The sequence below is a fragment of the Thermogemmatispora argillosa genome, assembly GCF_059696725.1.
The window spans coordinates 4,337,059-4,357,599 of the sequence record NZ_AP019377.1 but is presented as its reverse complement, the minus strand read 5'-3'; the positions used below and the strand labels follow the sequence as shown (position 1 = coordinate 4,357,599).

General features: G+C 59.7%; 14 protein-coding genes. 1 reads left to right on the top strand and 13 read right to left on the bottom strand.

Annotated elements, in window-relative coordinates; translation table 11 throughout:
• Nucleotides 1-119: 119 nt before the first annotated feature.
• The 3 genes from AC6H1L_RS17115 to AC6H1L_RS17105 are packed head-to-tail and all read right to left on the bottom strand — an operon-like array spanning nucleotide 120 to nucleotide 2,718.
• Nucleotides 120-1,451, bottom strand: coding sequence for a complex I 51 kDa subunit family protein (locus AC6H1L_RS17115; RefSeq protein ID WP_497598683.1), 1,332 nt, complete (start codon nucleotides 1,449-1,451; stop codon nucleotides 120-122).
• Entirely contained in the window at nucleotides 1,444-2,184 is a 741-nt protein-coding gene (locus AC6H1L_RS17110) for a hypothetical protein (protein ID WP_497598682.1), read from the bottom strand. The genes AC6H1L_RS17115 and AC6H1L_RS17110 overlap by 8 nt, the downstream gene beginning before the upstream one ends.
• 3 nt (nucleotides 2,185-2,187) lie before the next feature.
• Entirely contained in the window at nucleotides 2,188-2,718 is a 531-nt protein-coding gene (locus tag AC6H1L_RS17105) for an NADH-quinone oxidoreductase subunit B (RefSeq protein ID WP_416224287.1), read from the bottom strand.
• 518 nt (nucleotides 2,719-3,236) lie between these two features.
• Between AC6H1L_RS17105 and leuB the strand changes: the two genes are divergently transcribed.
• Complete coding sequence (leuB, locus tag AC6H1L_RS17100; protein WP_497598681.1) at nucleotides 3,237-4,346, top strand: 3-isopropylmalate dehydrogenase; 1,110 nt, start codon at nucleotides 3,237-3,239, stop codon at nucleotides 4,344-4,346.
• 231 nt (nucleotides 4,347-4,577) lie between these two features.
• On the opposite strand, the gene AC6H1L_RS17095 is transcribed toward leuB, so the two are convergent.
• The 10 genes from AC6H1L_RS17095 to AC6H1L_RS17050 form a co-directional block, all read right to left on the bottom strand.
• A complete protein-coding gene (locus tag AC6H1L_RS17095) occupies nucleotides 4,578-4,799 on the bottom strand; it encodes a hypothetical protein (RefSeq protein ID WP_497598680.1) in 222 nt (73 codons plus the stop codon).
• A 292-nt stretch (nucleotides 4,800-5,091) separates the two neighbouring features.
• Nucleotides 5,092-9,927 carry a response regulator gene (locus AC6H1L_RS17090; protein WP_497598679.1) on the bottom strand — a complete coding sequence of 1,612 codons (4,836 nt, stop codon included), beginning with the start codon at nucleotides 9,925-9,927 and terminating at the stop codon, nucleotides 5,092-5,094.
• Nucleotides 9,928-10,083: 156 nt separating this feature from the next.
• A complete protein-coding gene (locus AC6H1L_RS17085) occupies nucleotides 10,084-12,237 on the bottom strand; it encodes a methyl-accepting chemotaxis protein (RefSeq protein WP_497598678.1) in 2,154 nt (717 codons plus the stop codon).
• A 56-nt stretch (nucleotides 12,238-12,293) separates the two neighbouring features.
• Entirely contained in the window at nucleotides 12,294-12,932 is a 639-nt protein-coding gene (locus tag AC6H1L_RS17080) for a chemotaxis protein CheW (protein WP_497598677.1), read from the bottom strand.
• 83 nt (nucleotides 12,933-13,015) lie between these two features.
• Complete coding sequence (locus tag AC6H1L_RS17075) at nucleotides 13,016-13,381, bottom strand: response regulator transcription factor (RefSeq protein WP_052888275.1); 366 nt, start codon at nucleotides 13,379-13,381, stop codon at nucleotides 13,016-13,018.
• 593 nt (nucleotides 13,382-13,974) lie between these two features.
• Nucleotides 13,975-14,409, bottom strand: a complete 435-nt coding sequence (locus AC6H1L_RS17070) for a response regulator (protein ID WP_052888274.1) — start codon at nucleotides 14,407-14,409, stop codon at nucleotides 13,975-13,977.
• Nucleotides 14,410-14,411: 2 nt separating this feature from the next.
• Nucleotides 14,412-15,815 carry a DUF4388 domain-containing protein gene (locus tag AC6H1L_RS17065; protein WP_497598676.1) on the bottom strand — a complete coding sequence of 468 codons (1,404 nt, stop codon included), beginning with the start codon at nucleotides 15,813-15,815 and terminating at the stop codon, nucleotides 14,412-14,414.
• Nucleotides 15,816-15,838: 23 nt separating this feature from the next.
• Nucleotides 15,839-16,606: a response regulator gene (locus AC6H1L_RS17060; protein ID WP_497598675.1), complete on the bottom strand. Its 768-nt coding sequence runs from the start codon at nucleotides 16,604-16,606 to the stop codon at nucleotides 15,839-15,841.
• Between the two features lie 253 nt (nucleotides 16,607-16,859).
• On the bottom strand, nucleotides 16,860-17,594 hold the full coding sequence (locus AC6H1L_RS17055) for a response regulator transcription factor (protein ID WP_497598674.1): 735 nt from the start codon (nucleotides 17,592-17,594) through the stop codon (nucleotides 16,860-16,862).
• A gap of 2 nt (nucleotides 17,595-17,596) precedes the next feature.
• Entirely contained in the window at nucleotides 17,597-20,230 is a 2,634-nt protein-coding gene (locus AC6H1L_RS17050) for a sensor histidine kinase (protein WP_497598673.1), read from the bottom strand.
• Nucleotides 20,231-20,541 lie beyond the last annotated feature (311 nt).

Below are 20,541 nucleotides of genomic sequence, written 5' to 3'. Positions count from 1 at the left end.
GAGGCAGAACGCCGCCTTGCGTCCCAGACACCGACTATTTGACTGCCCGTTTGATCGACCGTTTCATGAACCGTTGAGCTGTCCGAGCTGGCAGTTGCGCTTACTTCCTGACTCTCTACCTACGGCAGCACATGTTTGGTGACGAAGCGATGGGAGCGCACTGGCACACACGTCCCCGTCGGACACTGCTGCTCTTCAATATGCATCTGGAAATGCTCAGGCCAATAGCGGCGAGCCGTCTTATATGCGTTGGGGGCGTGAATGCCGAAGCCGCAGAGAGAGCCATCGGGGACATAGCCAGCCAGCTCGTCCAAAAGATCGAGGTCCGAGCGCAGGCCCAGGTCGCTGACAATGCCTTCGAGCACACCTGTCATGCGCTTCACCCCGATGCGACAAGGCACACACTTGCCACACGACTCGTTGCTTAGATAGCGCGTGCGCTCCATAGCCCAGGCCACCATACACGTCTGGGCCGGCAACAGCTCAATGACCCCGGAGCCAACGATGGCCCCAGCCTCTTCCAGGGGATCGAAATCAAAGGGAAGATCAAGCAGGCTGACCGGCAGAGCACCACCCTCAGCGCCGCCAACCACAACAGCGCGCAGCTCGGTGTCTGGACGGCGAATCCCGGCGTGACGCAGAATCTCGCGCAGGCTGGCCCCGAAGGGAACTTCGACCACGCGCGGCTCGGCATCGGGGACCGCGTCATAGACCGTCAGCACTTTGGTACCAGGGGTTGCCTCGCTGCCTAGACGCCGGAAGGCCTCGGGGCCTTCGCGCACAATGAAGGGGACATTAGCCAGCGTCTCCAGTGAGTTGATGGCCGTTGGTTTATCCCACAAGCCATAGACCGCCGGATAGGGTGGACGCTGCTCGGGCATGCCACGCCGACCTTTGATGACAGCAATTTGAACGGTCTCTTCGCCGCCAATGAAGCCGATGTCGAAGCCCACCACATTGATTGTGCAGTGGAAGGTCGTTCCAAGAATCGAACGACCGACCAGGCCGGCCTCCAGCGCGTCATTGAGCGCTTGCTGCACCGCCTCGATGCCCTCGCGGAAGAGGCTGCGCGTCATCAAATAGGCCTCCGTTGCCCCAACGGCATAGGCGGCCAGTAAGATTCCTTCGATCACCTGATGAGGATTGCGCTCCAGTAAGGAGCGCGCCGCCCACGAGCGCGGATCGGCATCGTAGGCATTACAAATGACATATCTGGGGGTTTCCTGCTGACGGCGCACAATACGCCACTTCTCACCTGTCAGGCGTCCAGCCCCACCGCGCCCACGCAAGCGAGCATCGCTCACCAACTGGATCACCTGTTCAGGCGTTTGCTCATGCAGAGCACGTTCGAGCGCGCTATAGCCCCCTTGCTGCCGGTAGCTCTGGAGCGAGCGCAGATCAGGCTCGCCGCGCCGTCGCAGAACGCGATAGGCCGAATCGAACTCAGGCATCTGGCTGCCTCACATGATGAATATTTCCCCACACTCCACGCTTATCGGGTGCCAGCCCGCGTTCGGGCTGATCATCGCGCCTGATTCCCTTGACTGCAGGCGCCGGCTTGAACTTCGGGCTGAGCGTTGCAATCCCAAAGATATCACTGAGATCGACGCCGCGCGCCTGGACGATGCGCTTGGCGGCCTGCAATGGCAAGTAGCCGTAATGGTCCATTACGGCATCCAGCAGAGCCGGCAGGGCCGCCGCCTCATGCGGCCACTGCGCCAGCAACTCATCCACCTTGCTCAGATCGATCTCTGGCTCCAGGTGATCTTTTACCGGCATCGCCACACAGGGCGCGACCGGGCGATGAGGATACTCTGTCGCATACTCGGAGATGCGCGGCGTATAGAAACCGGCTTTGGAAATGCCGGTTGCTTCTGGGATCTTGCGCGAAGTGAACTTCTCAGCGCCCTCACGAATATAGGAGCGGAACCAGGGTCGCTCTTTCCAACGGTGCAGGGGCTCGTACTCGATAGTGATGGCGCGCGGCGGACAGGCCTTCTCACACAGCAAACAGGCCTCACACTTTAGGTTCAGCTCGGTCTTCAGCCCCTCTTCGGCAATTAACTGGATCAGCCCGCGACTACGCGGCGGGAGCTTCGGCTTCTCATAGGGATAGAGCCGCGTCACCTTGGGCCGGAAGAGATGGCTGAAGGTCAGCCCCATTCCCTGCAGGATGCCTCGCATGCGCTACACCTCGCCTTCCTTCACACCGCGCACCTTCAGGCCCTGCTTGAGAATCTTCTCACGCAGCTTGAGTAGCCCTTCGATCAGCGCCTCTGGCCGCGGCGGACAGCCGGGCACGTAGACATCAACCGGCACGATGGTATCAACACCCTGGACGGTGTAGTAACTATCGTAAAACTCACCGCCCGAGTTGGCACACTGCCCCATACTGATGACCCACTTCGGCTCGGGCATCTGCTCCCAGAGCAGGCGCAAGCGCGGCGCCATCTTGACCGAGACCGTGCCCGCGACAATCATCAGGTCGGCCTGACGCGGGCTGGAACGAAAGACTTCCGAGCCAAAACGGGCTAAATCATAGTGCGACTGGGCGCTTGCCATCATCTCAATCGCGCAGCAGGCCAGACCATAGCCCAGCGGCCACACCGAGCGTGAGCGCGCCCAGTTCTGGGCCCATTGGAGCATATCGGCCAGGCTGGTAATCGCCACCGGTAGCTCCTGGTCACCAGGCGTATATTCGTGGGGGCCAGTCGCCATAGCGATGGGAACGGGCTTGCGCCGCGTCCCTGGTACTGCGGCTTTCTCCCCCGCTTGCTGGCTCGTCGTATTGCTCATAGGATGATTGCTCCTCTATTGATTGCCCCTCGCCAAAGATGAGGTGACTTGCTCTCTCGGAACTGGAACAGGGGTTCCTCGCTCGGAGGGGCGATGCTTCTCCTGGCCTTGTGGTCCGCAGTTTATTATAGCACGTTTCACCCATTGGCGCCAGAAAAGGGCGCCCTCGCGGGACGCCGCTCGCTTCCTCTGTTCGATCGCCCTGCCTTCTGCCACTTCTCTGCTCTCCTTGCTTCCTCTGCCGGCATCGGGCCGCTCGGCTCGCTGTTCAGCACCGCCTTGTTGTGCCTTGCTTTGCTCTGGCTAATCAGCTATCATGGCTCTGTCCGTCCGTCCGTCCAGCGGATAGCGAATGGCAACCTAACCTATCTAATCTAAGCCTCTCTCAAGCAAGCAAGGTAGAGGTCGAGGCCTAAGACTGTACAGGGAGGATTCCTGCATTGGGTACCTACAAGATCGCCGTTCTGCCGGGCGATGGCATCGGCCCCGAGGTAACCGCCCAAGCCTTGCAGGTGTTGGAACGGGTCGGTGCTCGCTTTGGCCACACTTTCCAGACGACAGAGGCTCTCGTCGGAGCTGCGGCCATCGAGGCCGAAGGCATGGCGATTTCCGATGCGACCATGGCTCTCTGTCACGAAAGCGATGCCATTTTGTTTGGCGCGGTGGGAGGTGTTTCCCGCTACGCAGGCCCCAATTCTCAGGTCCAGCCCGAGCACGCCCTGTTCCGCCTGCGCAAGGAACTGGAGCTGTTCGCGAACCTGCGCCCTGTGCGTCCTTTGAAGGCGCTGCTGAACGCTTCAACGCTCAAGCCCTCAGTCCTCGAGGGCACTGATCTCCTGGTGGTGCGCGAACTTACGGGCGGGATCTATTTCGGGAAACCCAGCGAGATCCGTCAGACTCCCCACGGCCTGGAGGCGATTGATACGCTGCTCTATAGCGAAGGGGAGATCGAACGGATTGTGCGTACAGCGTTCGAACTGGCCAGGGGTCGCCCCAAAAAGAAGGTAACCTCGGTTGATAAGGCGAATGTGCTTAGCTCGTCCCGCCTTTGGCGCCGCGTGGCCGAACGTGTCGCCGCCGATTACCCCGATATTGCTTTTGAGCATCTGCTAGTCGACGCCTGCGCCATGCATTTGATCCGTCGTCCTGCCAGCTTCGACGTGATCGTTACAGAGAATATGTTTGGCGATATTCTCACCGATGAGGCTGCTATGCTGGCCGGCTCAATGGGTATGCTGCCTTCGGCAAGCCTGGGTACACGGCGCACAGCACACGGTACCTTTGGCCTTTACGAGCCGATTCACGGCTCAGCTCCCGATATCGCTGGTCAGGACAAGGCCAATCCGATCGCTTCGATTCTCTCGCTAGCCATGCTGCTGCGTCACTCTTTAAGCCTTGAGGCTGAGGCTCAGGCGGTTGAGCGGGCTGTGGAGCAGGTGATTGAAGCTGGCTACCGCACTGAGGATTTGCGGGAGGAAGGGAAAACGCTCGTTGGTACCAGGGAGATGGGTCGCCTGATCGCCGAGGCGGTCGGGAGCGCTGCTTCCTGAGCGGCTGTCTCTCTCGATCTGTTTTTTTCCTCACTCTCGCTTGCTGTTCTGGATACCTCGCCTTTGACAGGCCTGCTGTCTGCCCTTACAGGCAGCCGCTAGGAGCAAGAGGTCAGACGACGCAGAGCGGGCGAGATTGCTGGCTCAGCCTCATTCGCCAGCCCGGCGGGAGCGTTGGCGCTATGCGGAGGAGCGCGCGGCCTCTGCCAGCGCCCTGGGATTCTATCTTACTTAGCCCATCATTGGCTTGGGACAAGGCCCCAGGCGCTGCAGACGCTCGCGCGCTTCCTCTAGACGAGCAATTAGCTGCTTCTGTTGATCTGGTCCCTGAGCTGCTCCTGCTGACTGCCCTTCTCTCTGCTGCTCAGCAAGGGCGCGCTCAAGGCTCTCAATCTCAGCAAGCAGGCGCTGACGCTGGACATACCAGCGCGTTACTGCGCGTTCTACGCCCATTATCCTCTGACATCTCCCTAAAGCATCAGGCTTATGATAATTAGCTCGGGCTGTTTGCCGTCCTATCAAGAGCCACCGCTGTCTCTCGGCGAACAGAGCGCCGGCTCCCTGCTCACAGGTGATCGCGATCTACCAGCGGTAAGGGAGGCTCTGGCTTGGTTACCATCCTGACCTGACCAGACGAGCCAGTGAGCCAGCTCGCTGAGATTGTCACTTGATTGAGAATCAGGCCGGGACCGGGAAAGGGAGCCTGGCCAGAGGTGCTGCTCTGACCAGGCAGGCTATCCCGGGCCTAGGCACTGGCGCCATAGACCAGGCGATTCAGGGTCGAGATCAGCTCCTCGTCCTGATAGGGCTTGACAATGTAGGCGCTGGCGCCAAGCTGCATGGCTCGCTGTTTATGCTTCGAGGCTGCGCGCGAGGTCAGCACTACCAGCGGCAGGGTGCGATATTGCTCTTGAGAGCGGACGGTAGCCATCAGCTCATATCCATCCATGCGCGGCATTTCGATATCGAGCAAGACGGCTGCTGGCGGCTGGCTGGAGATCAGTTCCAGAGCCTCGACACCGTCGCGCGCCGTCTGGACCTCCCAGCCGTGCTGCTTGAGCATGTTGCTTACTACGCGGCGCACACTCGGACTGTCGTCCACGACTAATACGTGTCTGCCGCGCTCTGCACGCGGCGATGGGAGCGGCGAGACTGGCGGACGTACTGCGGGCAAGCTGCTGGTATTGACGGTTACTGTGGTCGGAGCCGTTGCCACGGCTGCCGGCACTTGAGCCGCTGAGGCTGGCGCCACCACCCGACTCTCTTGAGGCTGGGAGAGCGTAGCGGCGATGGCCCCTGAGCCGCGTCGCTGCACCGATAGCAGCTCGTTCAGTTCCAGGATCAGAATGACGCGCCCGTTACCGAGGACGGTGCCGCCGGCGATGCCATGCACGTGACGCAGGTGCGGACCAAGGTTCTTCATTACAACGTCCATGCGCGTCTTGACCTCATCCACCACCAGCGCTACGCGATGGCGCCCCGTATTGACCAGGAGGAGCGGCGAGCGCTCGTCGATCTCGCCAGCAGGCAGCTTGAGATAGTAGGCGAGCTGGCTGAGCGGGTAAACATCGTTCTGCACCACGACCGCCGGGCGGCCAGCATGAGTCGTGCGTTTAAAGGTGTCCAGTCGCCCAATGGCTTCGACCAGCGTTGTCGGAATGGCATACTGCTGGTCTCCGACGCGCACCATCATGACGCTCTGGATCGCCAGGCTGGTCGGGAATTTCATGGTGAAGGCCGTGCCCTGACCCGGCGTAGAATCCACCTCCAGCGTGGCGCGCAGGCGAGAGATACTATCACGCACCACATCCAGCCCCACGCCTCGCCCGCTCTCTTCGCTCACTACCTCGGCGGTCGAGAAGCCGGGACGGAAAATGAGATCGATGACATCGCTGGGCGAGAGCACCTGATCGGGCCGGATCAGGCCACGGGCGATAGCAGCCTGACGCACTTTCTCGGGATCGATACCGGTGCCATCGTCCCGCACCGTGATCACTACCTGGTTGCCTTCATACGAAGCCGAGAGTTTGACAAGTCCAGCCGGTGGCTTGCCTTTACGTACCCGTACCTCCGGCTCTTCGATCGCATGGTTCACGGCATTGCGCATCAGGTGCAGCAGGGGACCAGCGATCTCTTCATAAACGGTGCGATCAACCTCGGTGTCCTCGCCCTCGGTCACGAAGTTGATTTCCTTGTGCTGCTTCAGAGCAACGGAGCGGACCGCACGATAGAGACGGGGGATCATCGACGAGAGCGGCACTAGACGCGTCTTCATCAGACGGTCCTGGAAGGTGGTGCTCAGCCTGCTCTCGCGGGCGAAAATGCTTTCGCATTCACGGATAACCGCCTCCATCTCGCTACTGAGGGTAATCATATCAGAGACACCCTCGCTGAGGCCGCGTGTCAGCTGGTGGAACTCAGTATAGCGATCTAGCTCCAGCTCATCGAACTCCGCCAGGTGGGCAGGCTCCCCACTGGCCGAGCCAGAGCGGGCAGTTTGCAGAGCGGGCAGGCGTGAAGCGCCATTACCGGTGCCGGGCAGCACCTGGACCACTCGCCCGCTAGGTAGAGTTGCCGCCTCAAAACGACTCTCCAGCTTCTGGCCGACATCGCGCAGACGCTCACTACTCATGCTGACGTCAGCCACCAGCCGCATCAAGCGCTGGATATGCTCCTCAAGGGCGCTGCGGTTGACCAACAATTCACCGAAGAGGTTCACCAGCTCGTCCAGCTTCTGGAGGCGCACACGCACACTCAGCTCAGCGGCTGGCGAGCGCTGCATGAGCAGCTCACCGGCAGCGGGAGTAGCCTCGGAGACGGTCCGGGAGAGCGTTGAGCTATCGGCTCCCTCTCCACTATCGAGGAGGCTTTCTAACTCTTCTTCAGCGGGAGGAGGCGAGAGCTGCTGCTCGCCAAGCAGCTCGGCGTAGCGCGCTCGCATGGCCGCCACGGCAGCCTCCAGGGTTGCGCGATCCTCGCCGCGGTTATTAATGAGGCGGTCGAGGGTCTCCGCAGTATCGAGGATAATACCAATGACAGCCGGGGTGATGGCGACCTGCCCCTCCATGATGCTATCAAGCAGATCCTCAGAGACATGACAGAGGTCTGCAATGAGGCGAAAGCCCATCATGCCCGCGGCCCCTTTGAGGGTATGGGTAGCGCGCCGGATGCTCTGCAGGATGTCGCGGTCCTCGGGCGACTTTTCCAGGGCGGCTACATTCATACTGATCGTCTGCAGGTGCTCCTCTGCCTCCAGCCGGAAGATCTCGGCAGCCTCCTCGCCGAAATCTGTGCCTTCGCTGACCGCCGAGCCACCCGTTGCGGATGTGGGAGAGGGCGCCGGCGAAGCCGGGGGCGGCGGAGCAACCACCGGCGGAGGACTGACCTGAGCCCGCGGAATCTCCAGAGCGGGCAGCGGCCCACTTCCTGAGCCTGCTTGCTGCAGATTGGCGACAGTTTCCAGGTCAGCATTCCCTGTCAGCTGCGCCAGAAACTCACGGCGTACCTCAATCTCGATCTCATTGCGCAGCCGCTTGACCAGCTCCTCATAACTCTCCTGACCGTCGGGACCAACTATCTCGCGCTGCAGCTGACGCTGACGCTCAAACTCCTGGCGTACCTCTTCACGGATCTGGCGCTCCAATTCCATACGAGCAGCCAGGGAGAGAGGGCGCTGCTCATACTCACGGCGCAGCTCCTCGCGGATCTTTGCCTCCAACTCGGCCCGTAAGGCAGCCAGATCTCCCTGACGCTCAAAGGTCACCCGTTCGCGCACGCCACCTGCATCGCGCGAGACCTGGACCTGCCAGGGCGTCCAGCCGCTTTCCTGACTAGTAAGAGCCTGGGGGAGGCGCTCTAGTAGGTCACCACAGGCCTCGATCGAGCCTCGGAGCTGCCGTAATGTCGCCTGAATCTGCTCATCAGTTGCCTGGACATTGCTCGTGATGCGGGAGAGTAGCTCCAGAACCTTCTTGAGCTTGGTATTGACCACCCACATCACTGAGAGCGGCAGATAGCGGCGTACCTTTTCAGGGCTTTTGCGCAGATTCAGCCCCATTGCCTGGCCAGCCCAGTCCTCCATACGCTCCAGCGCATCTTTCGAGCCATCGAGGAAACCGCGGAATTCACTGCGCTGGTCCTCGATAATGCTCACGGCTTGCTGAAGCTGGGCCAGCAGGGCATGGAGCGTATTCGCCTGCTCCTCAAGTGAGAGCGCTTCTTGACGTAGATCGCTATAGAGCCGCGAGGCGGAAGCCGGCAGAACAAGCGCATCATCAGATCGGCCTGCTGCTTGTTCTGGCGTCTGTGCCAGAGACTGCGACCAGGCTGGCGACAGCAGAGATGACTGCTGCGGCTGCTGCCCAGGCTGGGGCGCTGCTGGCCCCTGCTGCACATAGTAGGAAGAAGGCTGTTGCAGTTGTGACTGCTGGGACGGCGGTGCCCAGTCGGGGGCAGCACTGGGACCAGCTTCGCCGGCTGCTCCTCTCCCCTGAATCTCTGGATGCGCCGCCGTAAAGCGATTAACCAGCTCCTCTAAGGGCGAGGGAGCGCGGGGCGAACGCGGCGGCTCCTGCTGAGAAGCAGGTGTAGAACCTCCTGCAGCGGCGGTGCTCTCGGCGCGGAAACTGGCCGCTAGCATATCGAGAGCGCTCGGCGTTGACGGCGCGGCAGGCGAAGCAGACGAAGCCGTTTCGGGAGACTGCTGAGCCAGCGGCACCGGGTCCTCCGGCCAGAGCGGTTCCTCTTCGGGCGGCGTACTGGGCGTACGGAAGGCCGCCAGCATCTCATCAAAGGAAGGTAAAGACCCCTCCTGAGCAGCCGGATAGGGCGCTTCCGGCGCAGGCGTTGACTGAGGAGAAGAAGCAGGCGCGGCCCGCTGCTGATACGAGTAGGGTTCACCTAGGCCCAGACTACCCTCCAGAAAATCATAGCGCTGAGAAGATTGCGTGGGAGCGTGGTAGTGCGGAGAGTCATGCTGATAATCCTGATAAGCCTGCTGAGGCTGACCCTGGTAGCCTGGCTGATCCGTCTGCTGATTCTGATAATTGGCAGCAGCATAGTGCTCATACTGCTCATAGCGCTCCGAAGAGGTAGGCGGCAATTGAGAGCCTGACGACTCTGTAGTCGTCAGAGCGGGGGCAGAGGCGCTGTCTGCCGAGCCGGGGACGAGCTTTCCCGCGGCCTCTTGGAGAGCGCGATAGCGACTATAATCGGCATCGTCCTCGGCGATAATGGCATCCTGGTTGACGGAATTATCGCGGATTCCATCGATCAGCACATGCAGGCGCCGTAGGGAGCGACGCAAGAGGGCCAGCGTAGGTTCATCGAGGGTAGCCAGGCCATCGAGCACATCCCCCAGAATATCCTCCATGCCATGAGCCACATGAGCCAGGCCGGGGAAATCCATCATCGAGGCGGACCCACCGATCGTATGCGTGCGGCGATAGGTCTCTTCGAGAGCATCCATGTCGCCGGGAGACTGAGCCAGGCGGTCAAGGTTCGCCTCGATCTCTGGCAGGTAGCTCTTCACCTCTTCGATAAACGAATCGAGCACTGACAGTTTATCAAATGTATTTGACATGCTGCACGCACCCACTTATTCTAGTCGATCGAACTCGGTTTCGCGGGATGCCGAAGCGCGAAACGCAGAAAGACGGCGGGGGCGCTGGCCCGACCTCGCCCCCTGGTCGAAGCCTTGGGCGCCCCTCCCTGTTGTCCTTGCCGGTTTGAGCAATGGCTACTGGCCGAACTGACCGTTATTGCCTCGCGGGAAAGGCGTCTGCTCTGATTTTGGGAATGGCGACTGGCCCGGCTGCTGGTGCGGCGACTGCTGAGGAGGGGCTCCTGGTGGCGGCGTCCACGGCTGGCGCACTTGAGGCCCCTGCCCCTGACCGGATTGAGGCGCTGCGCCGAACTGAGCAGCTCCAGGATAGGAGGCAACGCCCTGACCTGAGCTACCGAAGCCCGCCCCTGACGCGGGCGGATTGCCGAAAGGCTGCTGGGAGAAAGCCGACTGTGCCTGCTGGCTAGCGAAGCCCTGGCCAGCAAAGGCATCGAAGGCTCCAAAAGGTCGCTGAGCCTCAAAAGGCTGCGAGTTAGAGAAAGCCGAGGAGCCGAACTCGTTAAAAGAAGAGGCAGGGCTTGCCCCAAAAGCGGCCCCGAAATCCTGCTGACCGCTATTGGCAAAGGAGCCCATCTCAGAGAAGCCAGGAGAAGCGGCGAACTCCTGCTGTGGCGAAGGGAAGCCAAACTGAGCTTGCATCTGGCTCTGATGCTGGCTTTGGGCCACAGGAGAAGACATCGCCACCAGGCCAGCGCTCTCCGGCTCAGGCAGAGGCGGGAAGTTGCCGCCGTAGCTCTGCTGTTGCTGGGGCTGCATCCAGCCATCGCCGCCCGAAGATGGATAGAACTGATCTCCACCGGCAGGCAGACCAGGCATCGTTCCTGGCCCTGTGGCCATACTGCTGTTGATCGACTCCAGCACATGATCAGGCAGGCGGAAGGTTGAGACCGAAGCGCGGAGCTGATCCGCCAACTCAGCCAAATAACTCACACTGGCGGCGGCCTCCTGCGTACCAGCATTCGTCTGGCGAGTGATCTCTGAGATCTGGCTCATCGCCACAGCCACCGCCTCCGAGACGCTCGTCTGCTCATTAGCAGCCCGAGCAATGCTCTCGATCATCTGGGCCTGGCGCTCCACGGCGCTATAGATCGAGTTCAGGGCGCGACCGGCCTCATCGGCCAATTGAGACCCCTTCACAACCTCCTGCGTGCTATCCTCCATCGCTACCACTGCCTCATAGGTATCACCCTGAATGCTCTTAACCAGGGTAGCGATGCGCTTCGTTGACTCCGTTGAACGCTCGGCCAGGAGGCGGATCTCATCGGCCACCACAGCGAAACCACGGCCATGCTCACCGGCCATTGCCGACTGAATCGCAGCATTCAGTGCGAGCAGGTTTGTCTGATCAGCAATATCCTCAATGATACGTACAATTTCGCCAATCTCGTTCGAGCGCTCGCCCAGGCGCTTAATCTTCTTAGCGGTCTCCTGAACGTTCTCGCGGATCAGCATCATGCCTTCGATCGTCTGGCGCACCGCCTCTTGACCGCTTTGGGCATTGCGCAAAGCCTCCTGAGCGGCTTCGTGGCTGAGCTGAGCATTACGGGCCACATTCTGGATAAAGATAGCCAGAGCTTCGACCGCCTCCGTGGTCTGAGAGATCTGCTGTACCTGCATCTCGGAGGCCTGGGCTAGCTCGGCGGCGCGATCCAGAATACGGCGAGTAGCGTTTGTCACCTGCATCGCTGTGCTCTGCACGCGCCCGACGACCTTGGCCAGCTCCTCGATCATGTAGTTGAACGAGTCGGCGAGCACGCCCAGCGTATCAGGAGTCACCTCAGCCTGGACGCGCAGATCGCCATCGCCGACAGCGCTCACCTCCTGGAGCAGCTTCTCAATCTGGGCCTGCAGGGCAGCAGCATCACTCCCAGACCCCAGGCCAGAAGCATTGTTAGCCTGCGCGCTCTGCTGATCGAGCACCGTATTCACAGAAGCAACCAGGCGAGCGAACTCATCATCGCCATCCACCTGGGCGCGCACTCGGCGATCACCGCCGGCGAAGTCATGGCAGACATCGGCCAGGGCCAGGAAGCGATCTTTGATGCGGCTATTGACCAGGTAGTTGGTGATGACCACCGCCAAAAGAGCAACAATAGCGCAGATAATGACTACGACGATCAGGACCGACGTATCGGCGGTGGGCATACTCAGCCGGGCATAGATGCCCACCAGGATGAGCAGGAAGGCAGGGATAATGGCGGAGACAGCCAGCCCCAAATTCATCAGGCCGCTTACCGTCATCCCGCCTCGATTACGATCCGGGTTCATCCGCCAGACCTCCTCTATATGAAATACAGAACAATGGCTGCACTGTCCGTCCTATCCTAATCCAGAGCTTCGTAATGTTGCATCTTTTCCGAGAACAGCAAACGTGCCGCATCGAGCAAGATAATGACACGTTTACCGAGCACTGCCGTTCCGGCGGCATAGGGAGCAACCCACTGTGGAATATTGGTCTGGCGTGTGCTCACACTGGCGATCACATTGTCAGGAATGGGGAGCATCTCGCTGACGCTATCCACCACCAGACAAATCACCATGTCGTTATACTGCACCGATAGCAGGCGAGTGCGTGGATTATAGGGTAGCGGCTCCCTATCCAGGAAAGTACGCAAGTCGACCACGGAGACGATGGAGCCGCGGAGATTGATCACCCCTCGGACCCAGGGAGCGACATTCGGGACCGGGGTCACGTCGAGCAGGCGCTCCACGCTCTGAATATACTCCGCCTTGAAGGCAAATTCTTGATCGAGCAGAGTAAAAGCAAGGTACTGCTCGCCGGGTACCTCAGTAGGCACACCGGGAGCAGCTGCTGCATTGGCCCGCAATTGCCCAGGCTGCAACGCCGAGGCCCCCCATGCCGGAGGATGCGCTCCCCGTTGCTGCTGCTGAGCCTGGAGAGCGCGTTGCAACATGTTCAGGTCATCGCTTGCCACAGGATTACTCCCAACTTCTGGTCGCACATCGGGCTGTTCCCCTTGCCTCGCCTCGCCTTACCTCGCCTGTCCAACAAGTTGGACGACCGACCACGGCTGGACAGGCTGGGCTAGAGGAGCCGGCGCACATTGGCCACCAATTCTTCCTCATTAAAGGGCTTAGTCATGTAGAGATCAGCGCCTTGCCGCAGGCCCCAGGAGCGATCAAGGGGTGTATTCTTGCTCGTGAGCAAGATAATTGGGATATGCCGACTCAGCTCCGACGACTTGAGCTTGCGGCACAACTGGAATCCACTCTGCTTAGGCAGGACCACATCCAGGACGATGCACTGTGGACGCTCCTTAAAGACCTTCTCCACAGCTTCGTCACCGTCAACCGCGGTTACCACCTCAAAGCCGCTGTTGCGCAGCGGAGTAGCGATCATCGTGAGTTCTGTCCAGCTGTCGTCTACAACGAGCACCTTCTGCCCTGGCATTTCCCCTATACCTCTTGTTGTAACTTCTCCAGAGTCAAAACTTTAGCCTTCTAGGAAAGAAAGGCCAGTCGACCAGGATGCGGGGAAATAAGCCACCCAAGCCGTCCCGGAGGTCTATTACGCTGCCCTGGCTTCTACTCTGCTTTGCCCTGCCTGCGCACCGGCAGTCTTTCCCTGTGGCAGCTCGAAAAAGTGCTGGACGGAGCAAGCGGAGTAACGCTATCCTGTAGGCCTGGTCAGCCAGCGTTGCTCACTGGCCAACCCTCTTGTGTCTGGCGTAGTCTCATCCATCCTGGCTGCTGCGCAGCCCTACCCCCTCCGCCTTTCCCGCACTTTCCCCTAGACCAGCCACCCTGACTGGCAGTCTGCTTTCTCCCTCTTCTCCTCTCTTCGACTCGACCTGATACGCCGTCCAGTCCAGGGTGGCCACGCCTTCAACAGAGCCACAAGCAGACCAGACCGGACCGCACCTGCTTTTCCCCTGCGCCCGCCCGTCCCATCCATTTGCTCTCTCCATCTTCGTGGCCAGGGGTTGGAGCCGGCCCGGCATCGTCCTCAGCCAGAACCTGATCATCTGGCCCGCGAGCCCTTACCTAACCACGGCGGCGCAGCCGCGGGCGCATGCCTTCGTAGCGCGGTGGGACGCGCTCCTGCCAGTTGACCAGGTGTTTCTTGACCGTCTGGACCAGCTCAGCAGAGTCGAAGGGCTTTGTAATGTACTCAGTAGAGCCGGCTAGGCGACCACGCATCTTGTCGAACAATCCATCTTTCCCACTGAGCATAATAATAGGTATCTGTCTAAACTGCAAGTTTTTTCGTATGATCTGGCAAATTTGGTACCCGTCCATGCGGGGCAGTTGCACATCCAGGAGGATTAGCGCCGGCATTTCGTCCGCTACCGAGGTGAGGGCGCTTAGCCCATCGCCCGCGGCAATGACACGGATATTTTCGCGTTGCAGAGTCATCTGCACAATCTTGCGCACGGTAGGGCTATCATCTACAACCAGTACCGTCGGTACTGCTGACATGCTTAGATCGACCTCCTTCGCGTCTCAGGCCACCCGTAAGCGCTACCGCTCTCCGGGAACCCTCGCCATTGTCCCTCCTCCCCTCGACGTGGCGGTTGCGGCTGAAACTCACGCCCCCTGGCTCGCTGGACGTTGCGATAGGCTCTGACCTTCTGATACTCTTGAATCTCGGCGTCGATCTCGGTCAGAAAGGCCTTCCAGGCAACGTTGAGCTGCTGTCTCGTGTGCGAATTGCCGACTTCATCTTGCAAGACGGCGGTGAAGACCATTCGCAAGAATGCCGACAACCCCACGACCGCCTCCCAATAGAATTCTTCTAGCTGTTCACCTTTGACCAGCTTGTCCAGTGTCAGGATATCACCACAGTCAAGCTGCCCATCAACAAAGCTGGCTGTCTCCAGAATCGGATAATATTGCTTGGCCAGGAGCTGCAGCGGCTGCGAGAAGGTTCGCTCAAGATAGCGTATGATTTCGCTCGTAGGAACATGTCCCCTCCCCCGCAGGCTCCTGGCAAATCGTCCGTGATGAACCAGTAGACCATTAATGCATTCAACCAGAACACGGATGAGATTCAGCAGGTGCTGCTCAGGGCTGACGTTCCTGCGTTGCTGCCAGAGCGTATGCTGACAGCGGATCAGGAGATCATGGAGATCATGCTGCAGGGCCTTCTCCAGTTCGGTATCTACCAGCTCGATCAAGCCCAGCTCCAGCAAGCGAGCCATGAGCCGGGCCACGCGGGCCTCCGGCATCATCAAGGCCAAGGAGATTGCCTGCAGCGGGATCTCTCCATTGCAGAGCGAGAGCACTTCAATATATTCCTGGCTTAGACCAAGGCTGCGCAGGTCATTGCTGTTTTTGACTTCCGGCAACCAGCGCGCGACGCTGCTCCGTGTCAGGTGGAGCTCGCCCACTTCTTCCCACTCGTCAGCCTGCCGCAGCGCCTCCAGCAGGACCGAGTCAATGTCAAGCGGCTGCATGCGGCTCTCGATCGCCAGTAAACGCCGATGAAAGGAAAAACGCCCTTCGGCCCAGCGTAAGGCGTGGCTGATCGACTGGGTGACTGCAAACTCTAACCGGCGCTGCATTTCTTCGGCACTCATCCAACCACGCTCAACGAGCAGGGCCAGCGCCACTTGCATGTCTCCTCGCGCCAGCTCGCGAATCATCTGGGCCCTGCGCGGATCAAGTCGATTGAGCAGGCAGAGCATCGTGAGCAGATCGAGCTGGGGAGCGCCCTCCTCCCGTAAGGCGACGATCTGTCCTTTGCGCAAGGCGATCGACAGCGTCTCGGGGCCGGAATGGACAAACAGCGTGCCTGTCTTGCCACTCAGGGCAAGCATCTTGAGAATGGACTGCAAACCCAGGGTTTGCAGGTCGCCATCCATAATACGATCTTGCTGCTCCATTCTTCTCTTCTTCCTTTTCTTCTCTATGCAAGTGGTCGCGTTGCCGGTGCCAGTTTCTGCAGCGCCTGCTCAATCGCTGCTTGCAGGTGCTCAACAAAGAAGGGCTTCTCGACGTAGACCACCGACTTCTCTTCTCGCAGATAGGGTTTGCGCGCCAGTTGCCTCGGAGTCAGCGCGCTCATCAGGACAAAGGCCGGCGGATTGGGCAGGGCACTGCGCCTTAAACAGCGCATCATTTGGTAGCCATTCATCCAGGGCATGATCAGGTCAGCTACCACGCAATGCGGTCGCCACTCGACGCAGCGCTCCAGTGCCTCTAACCCATTGTGGGCTATCGCTAGCTCATAGTCGGCAACGGTCTTGAGGGATTGTTCAATCGTCTGGGCCACATCTACGTCGTCATCGACGATCAAGACTCGCGCCCGTTGGCCCGCTGCTTGTTTCTCACTGCCGATCAAATAGTCGCCCCGCTCCTCGCTTACCTGGACCAGCCGCTGCAAGGTGCTGAGGTAACGCCCAAGCCGTTCTACATCAAAGGGCTTGAGCAAAAAGGCCACTACGCCTAGCTCCTCTAGCCGGTCCCGTGAGACGGAGCTGCTTCCCATGACAACGGTAAAGCGAGCTTCCGGCCAGCGTCTCGCGGGCGACAGCAGCTTCTCTCCTCCCACCCCATCCATATCATATAATAGGACGTCTCCCACCCAATCCCCGGGTTCTGATTCTCCCTCAGACGGTAGGATGTGGACCTCGTAGCCACGCTGTTGGAGATGCCTCTCTAATATGATGTTCAAGCTTTCCTGCTGTCCCAGAATGAGGACCCTGAGCGGCCTTGGCCCCTTCATCGCTTTAGCCATAGCATGCCTGCTCGCTTTGCCTCTGTCAAGAAATACCGGTAATATAGTAAAGAACTCCCAATCCTCCGTATAACAGTGTACAGCAAGCCGGCTCAATTCGCCATAAAGAACGGTCTTGCTAGCATTAAAATCCCATTAAATATTTCTTCGCCAGGGCCATCAGCCACAAACAAGAGAGCAGTCGGCCAGGCTACTGATCTCTTCGCCCTTCTGCCTGGAATACATAGCCAACGCCAGGCTCAGTGAGGATATAGCGCGGGCGGGACGGCTCTTGCTCGACTTTGCGTCGGAGCTGCCGGACATAGACGCGTAGATAGTCCGCCTCTTCGCCATATTCAGGTCCCCAGACTGCCCGCAGCAGTGTTCGATGCGTTAGAACTTTGCCAGCGTGCAGCATGAGCTGCCGCAGCAGCTCAAACTCTGTGGGGGTGAGGCGTACTTCGCGATCGCCTGCCCGTACATAACGGCGTTCGACATCCATGATGAGATAGCCATCGCTGCTGCGCAATATCTGGGCTTGCTCCTCTTGCGGCTTGCCGCTTCCGCCATTGGCGGCGCGGCGCAAGCAGGCCCGTACACGCGCCAGCAACTCGGCGCTGCTAAAGGGCTTGGTCAGATAATCATCCGCTCCCAGGTCAAGGGCACGGACTTTCTGTTTCTCTTCAGTTCTCGCTGAGAGGACAATGATGGGTACCTGACTTTGACGGCGAACTTGCTCGCAGACTTCTAGCCCGTCGATGCTCCCCGGCAGGCACAGGTCAAGCAAGATCAGATCAGGTTCGTGCTGGTACACGGCCCTGAGCGCTTCTTCTCCGTTGTCGGCTACCAGCACTTCATAGCCGCTCATGAGCAGGTTTCTGCGCAAGGTGCGCTGAATTGAGAGTTCATCATCGACAACCAGGATGCGCTTGCCTCGGGATCTCATGACTATTCCTCCGACAACCGTGCAGCGGGCGAAGGCAGACCGTGGGCTGAGCCGGGACCAGGACCACAGGAGCAGACCGGCAGGGTAAAGGCAAAGCTCGCTCCTCCTTCGGGGGCCGACTCTATCCAGATTCGCCCTCCATGCGCCTCGATGATCCCTCGACAGATGGCCAGGCTGAGACCATTGCCTTGCGGATCGACGCTATAAAAGGTTTTAAAGATACGTTCTCGCTCGCCCTCCGGCAATCGATAGCCACGATCAAGGATGCGACCGCGCAGTATCCCGTCAACGATCTCCAGCTCGACGATTATCTCCTCGTTCGATCCGCTATGGCGCAGCGCGTTCTCCAGCAGGTTGTAGAAGACACGCTCCATCTGCGCGTAGTCAACCTGGGCAAGCAACGGTAAGGGAGGCTGTAGGCGGAGACGAATGTTGTGCTTCCTTCCTACGCTGCGTTCTAAGCGTAGTAAGGCACTGTTGAGCAGTTCGCCCATGTCGCACCATTCTTTTTCCAGGGTCAGGGCCCCCATTTCAATGCGCGACATTTCTATCAGGGCATTGATGAGCACGGTGAGGTGATCGGTCTCGGCATCAACCTCGCGCAGTATCTCGCGCAGGGTCTCGTCATCCCAGACAATGTCTGGCTCCAGCAGCCCGGTGATGGCGGCTTTGATGGATGTGAGAGGCGTACGCAGGTCGTGCGAGACTGAGGAGAGCAGGGCCTGTTTGTTCTTTTCATCACGCACTTGTTCGGTGATGTCATGAGCCTGGAGCGCGTACGCCTTGAGCTGGCCTTGCTGGTCCATGACAGGATGGCGCGTGAAGAGATAGTAGCGATCGAGGTTTGCATGATCTGGATTGGCCCCAGCCCCACCTCGAGGCTTGTGGCGCTGGTTCTCACCGCTCTCCGCCGCTTCAGTGGCCGCTTCTTCGTGAGGCGGTTCACTGGCAAAGGCGCAGCGTAGCTCCCACACCCGCGCCTGCTCTTGGGTCAATTGGCTCAGGTACTGCTCTAGCTGCGCACGATTGCGCGCCAGCGCAAGCAGGGTCGAGAAGACTTCTTCGAGCCTTCGACTGTCTCCGGCCTGCAGACGAACGCCACAGAGGCTCTCTGCTGCAGGATTCATATAGATACAGCGCCCACTGAGATCAACAGCAAACCAGGCATCGGTGAGATGGCCCGGCAAACGCTCGTGAAGCTGAACCAGGCGGCTCAGCTCGCTCAGAATACTGGCGCGTTCAAGTGCTTCCTCCGCGCTGCGTGTGAGCAGGGCAGCGCTGGGATTCTGCGACGGGACACCATCCGTGAGCTGTCCATTGAGCAGCGCCTGGGGGGAGGTGGAGGTCACTACCGCCTGGCTCCGCTGGCGCACCGCCTGCATAATCTCTCGCAGATCCTGCTCAGGGCAAGCTAGCAGGTAGTCGGCAATGAAGCGTAGGAGGCTGATAAAGCTGATCCCAAAGGTGCGCTCGAATTCGCTGCGCACTTGTGCAAGCAAGCGCTCCTCCTCTTCGTCGGTGCGCTGCCTCTGGATCGCTTCGAGGCGGGCTATGGTCTCCCGAAAGCGCTGCTGCCGCTGCACTGCTTCGAGCAGCATGCCGTTGTGAATAGCTATGGTAGCCTGGCTGGCAAAGAGCGAGAGGATGTCTACTTTGAGCGGTGTAAAACCGCCCGGTTCCTCAGAGCAGAGCAGTAAAGCCCCGTAGACGGCGGAGCCGGTGACCAGCGGGTGGACAAAGATAGAGCGAATCTTGAGCTGGCTATAGAGAGGTTGGCTGGCCGGGAAACGCGCATCGCTGCCAATGTCGTTGGAAAATTGTGGTTGGCGGTGCAGCAGGCTAAAGCCAATGATACAGCGCTCGCTGAGAGGTTGCCCATTCTCAATGATACGCGCGAGGGTGTCAGCCTCTAGACCAGCCTGCGCCTCCAGCCGTAAGCCTCCTCTCTGGCGGTCAATGGTCACAATTGCAGACCAGACGCGCAGCGCCTCGGCGACGCCACTGACAATCCGCTGAAAGATTGTGGCCAGATCCATCGTGGAGGCCAGAGCGCTGGAGACAGCTTTAAGCGCCTCTCGCTGCCGGTCCTGAATTTGCGCGCTACCACCCACCTGGACCCCTTCGATGGCTGCCGCTAAGACGCGCCCTAGCGCCTCCAGCAGACGGCGTAGCGAGGGATCATCATAGGTGCCTAGCTGGCAGCTACCCAGCTCCAGGGTGCCCAGGACCCGATCTTCGACGGCCAGGGGAACAATGGCCGCCGAGCGCAGTTGCGGATGGCCACTGAGAGCATCGCCCACCTTCGCTGGTGGACCATCCGCTCCCTGCGGATAGTTTTCAATGAGCATGACAGGGTGTCTCAGCACCTGCTCCGCGCGCGATTCAGGGAGCGGATGCTGATGGTAGCTCGCTTGCCAGGCATTGCCCTCCCCCCGCCAGCAGACAGTGACTCGCACGGCTTGACGATCATGCCGCAGGAGGACTACGCCGAAGATGTCAAACGGGATGGTCGGTGCCAGCTCTGCTGCAAGCCTGGTATAGTCGGGTTTCGAGCCGCGTACACTCGAAATAATGCGAAACACACGCTCGACGATAGCAGATTCATCTAGCGTGGAGACGCGCGTCCCTGCTTTCATTGTTCCCCCCAACAATGAACCGGGCTACCACCTCTCGAACAGTCAGCCTGGAGTTTTTTTTCTACACAATCATCAGCAGTATAACACAAAAGGATGCTCTCAGTAGTTGGCAAATTCATCAGCATTGATGGTCTTGCTCTGCTTTTGGTAAGCCTGAGGTATGGCTTGCTCTGGCCCGAAGGTACTACCAGAGCCGCCCACAAGCCAGGCGAAGGGGTTACCGGGATGGGCCTATGTGGCCTTGTTCCTTTTCCCCGCAGAAGTCTACTCTATCCGCCGATTGGCGGCAAGAGTACGGGCGTTCGTTCCCG

Excerpts from the sequence above, each read along its gene's own strand:
- AC6H1L_RS17055 (WP_497598674.1), bottom strand. The coding sequence starts at position 17,594 with ATGAGATCCCGAGGCAAGCGCATCCTGGTTGTCGATGATGAACTCTCA.
- AC6H1L_RS17050 (WP_497598673.1), bottom strand. The coding sequence starts at position 20,230 with ATGAAAGCAGGGACGCGCGTCTCCACGCTAGATGAATCTGCTATCGTC.
- AC6H1L_RS17115 (WP_497598683.1), bottom strand. The coding sequence starts at position 1,451 with ATGCCTGAGTTCGATTCGGCCTATCGCGTTCTGCGACGGCGCGGCGAG.
- AC6H1L_RS17095 (WP_497598680.1), bottom strand. The coding sequence starts at position 4,799 with ATGGGCGTAGAACGCGCAGTAACGCGCTGGTATGTCCAGCGTCAGCGC.
- AC6H1L_RS17065 (WP_497598676.1), bottom strand. The coding sequence starts at position 15,815 with ATGGAGCAGCAAGATCGTATTATGGATGGCGACCTGCAAACCCTGGGT.
- AC6H1L_RS17085 (WP_497598678.1), bottom strand. The coding sequence starts at position 12,237 with ATGAACCCGGATCGTAATCGAGGCGGGATGACGGTAAGCGGCCTGATG.
- AC6H1L_RS17105 (WP_416224287.1), bottom strand. The coding sequence starts at position 2,718 with ATGGCGACTGGCCCCCACGAATATACGCCTGGTGACCAGGAGCTACCG.
- AC6H1L_RS17070 (WP_052888274.1), bottom strand. The coding sequence starts at position 14,409 with ATGTCAGCAGTACCGACGGTACTGGTTGTAGATGATAGCCCTACCGTG.
- AC6H1L_RS17110 (WP_497598682.1), bottom strand. The coding sequence starts at position 2,184 with ATGCGAGGCATCCTGCAGGGAATGGGGCTGACCTTCAGCCATCTCTTC.
- AC6H1L_RS17075 (WP_052888275.1), bottom strand. The coding sequence starts at position 13,381 with ATGCCAGGGCAGAAGGTGCTCGTTGTAGACGACAGCTGGACAGAACTC.
- AC6H1L_RS17090 (WP_497598679.1), bottom strand. The coding sequence starts at position 9,927 with ATGTCAAATACATTTGATAAACTGTCAGTGCTCGATTCGTTTATCGAA.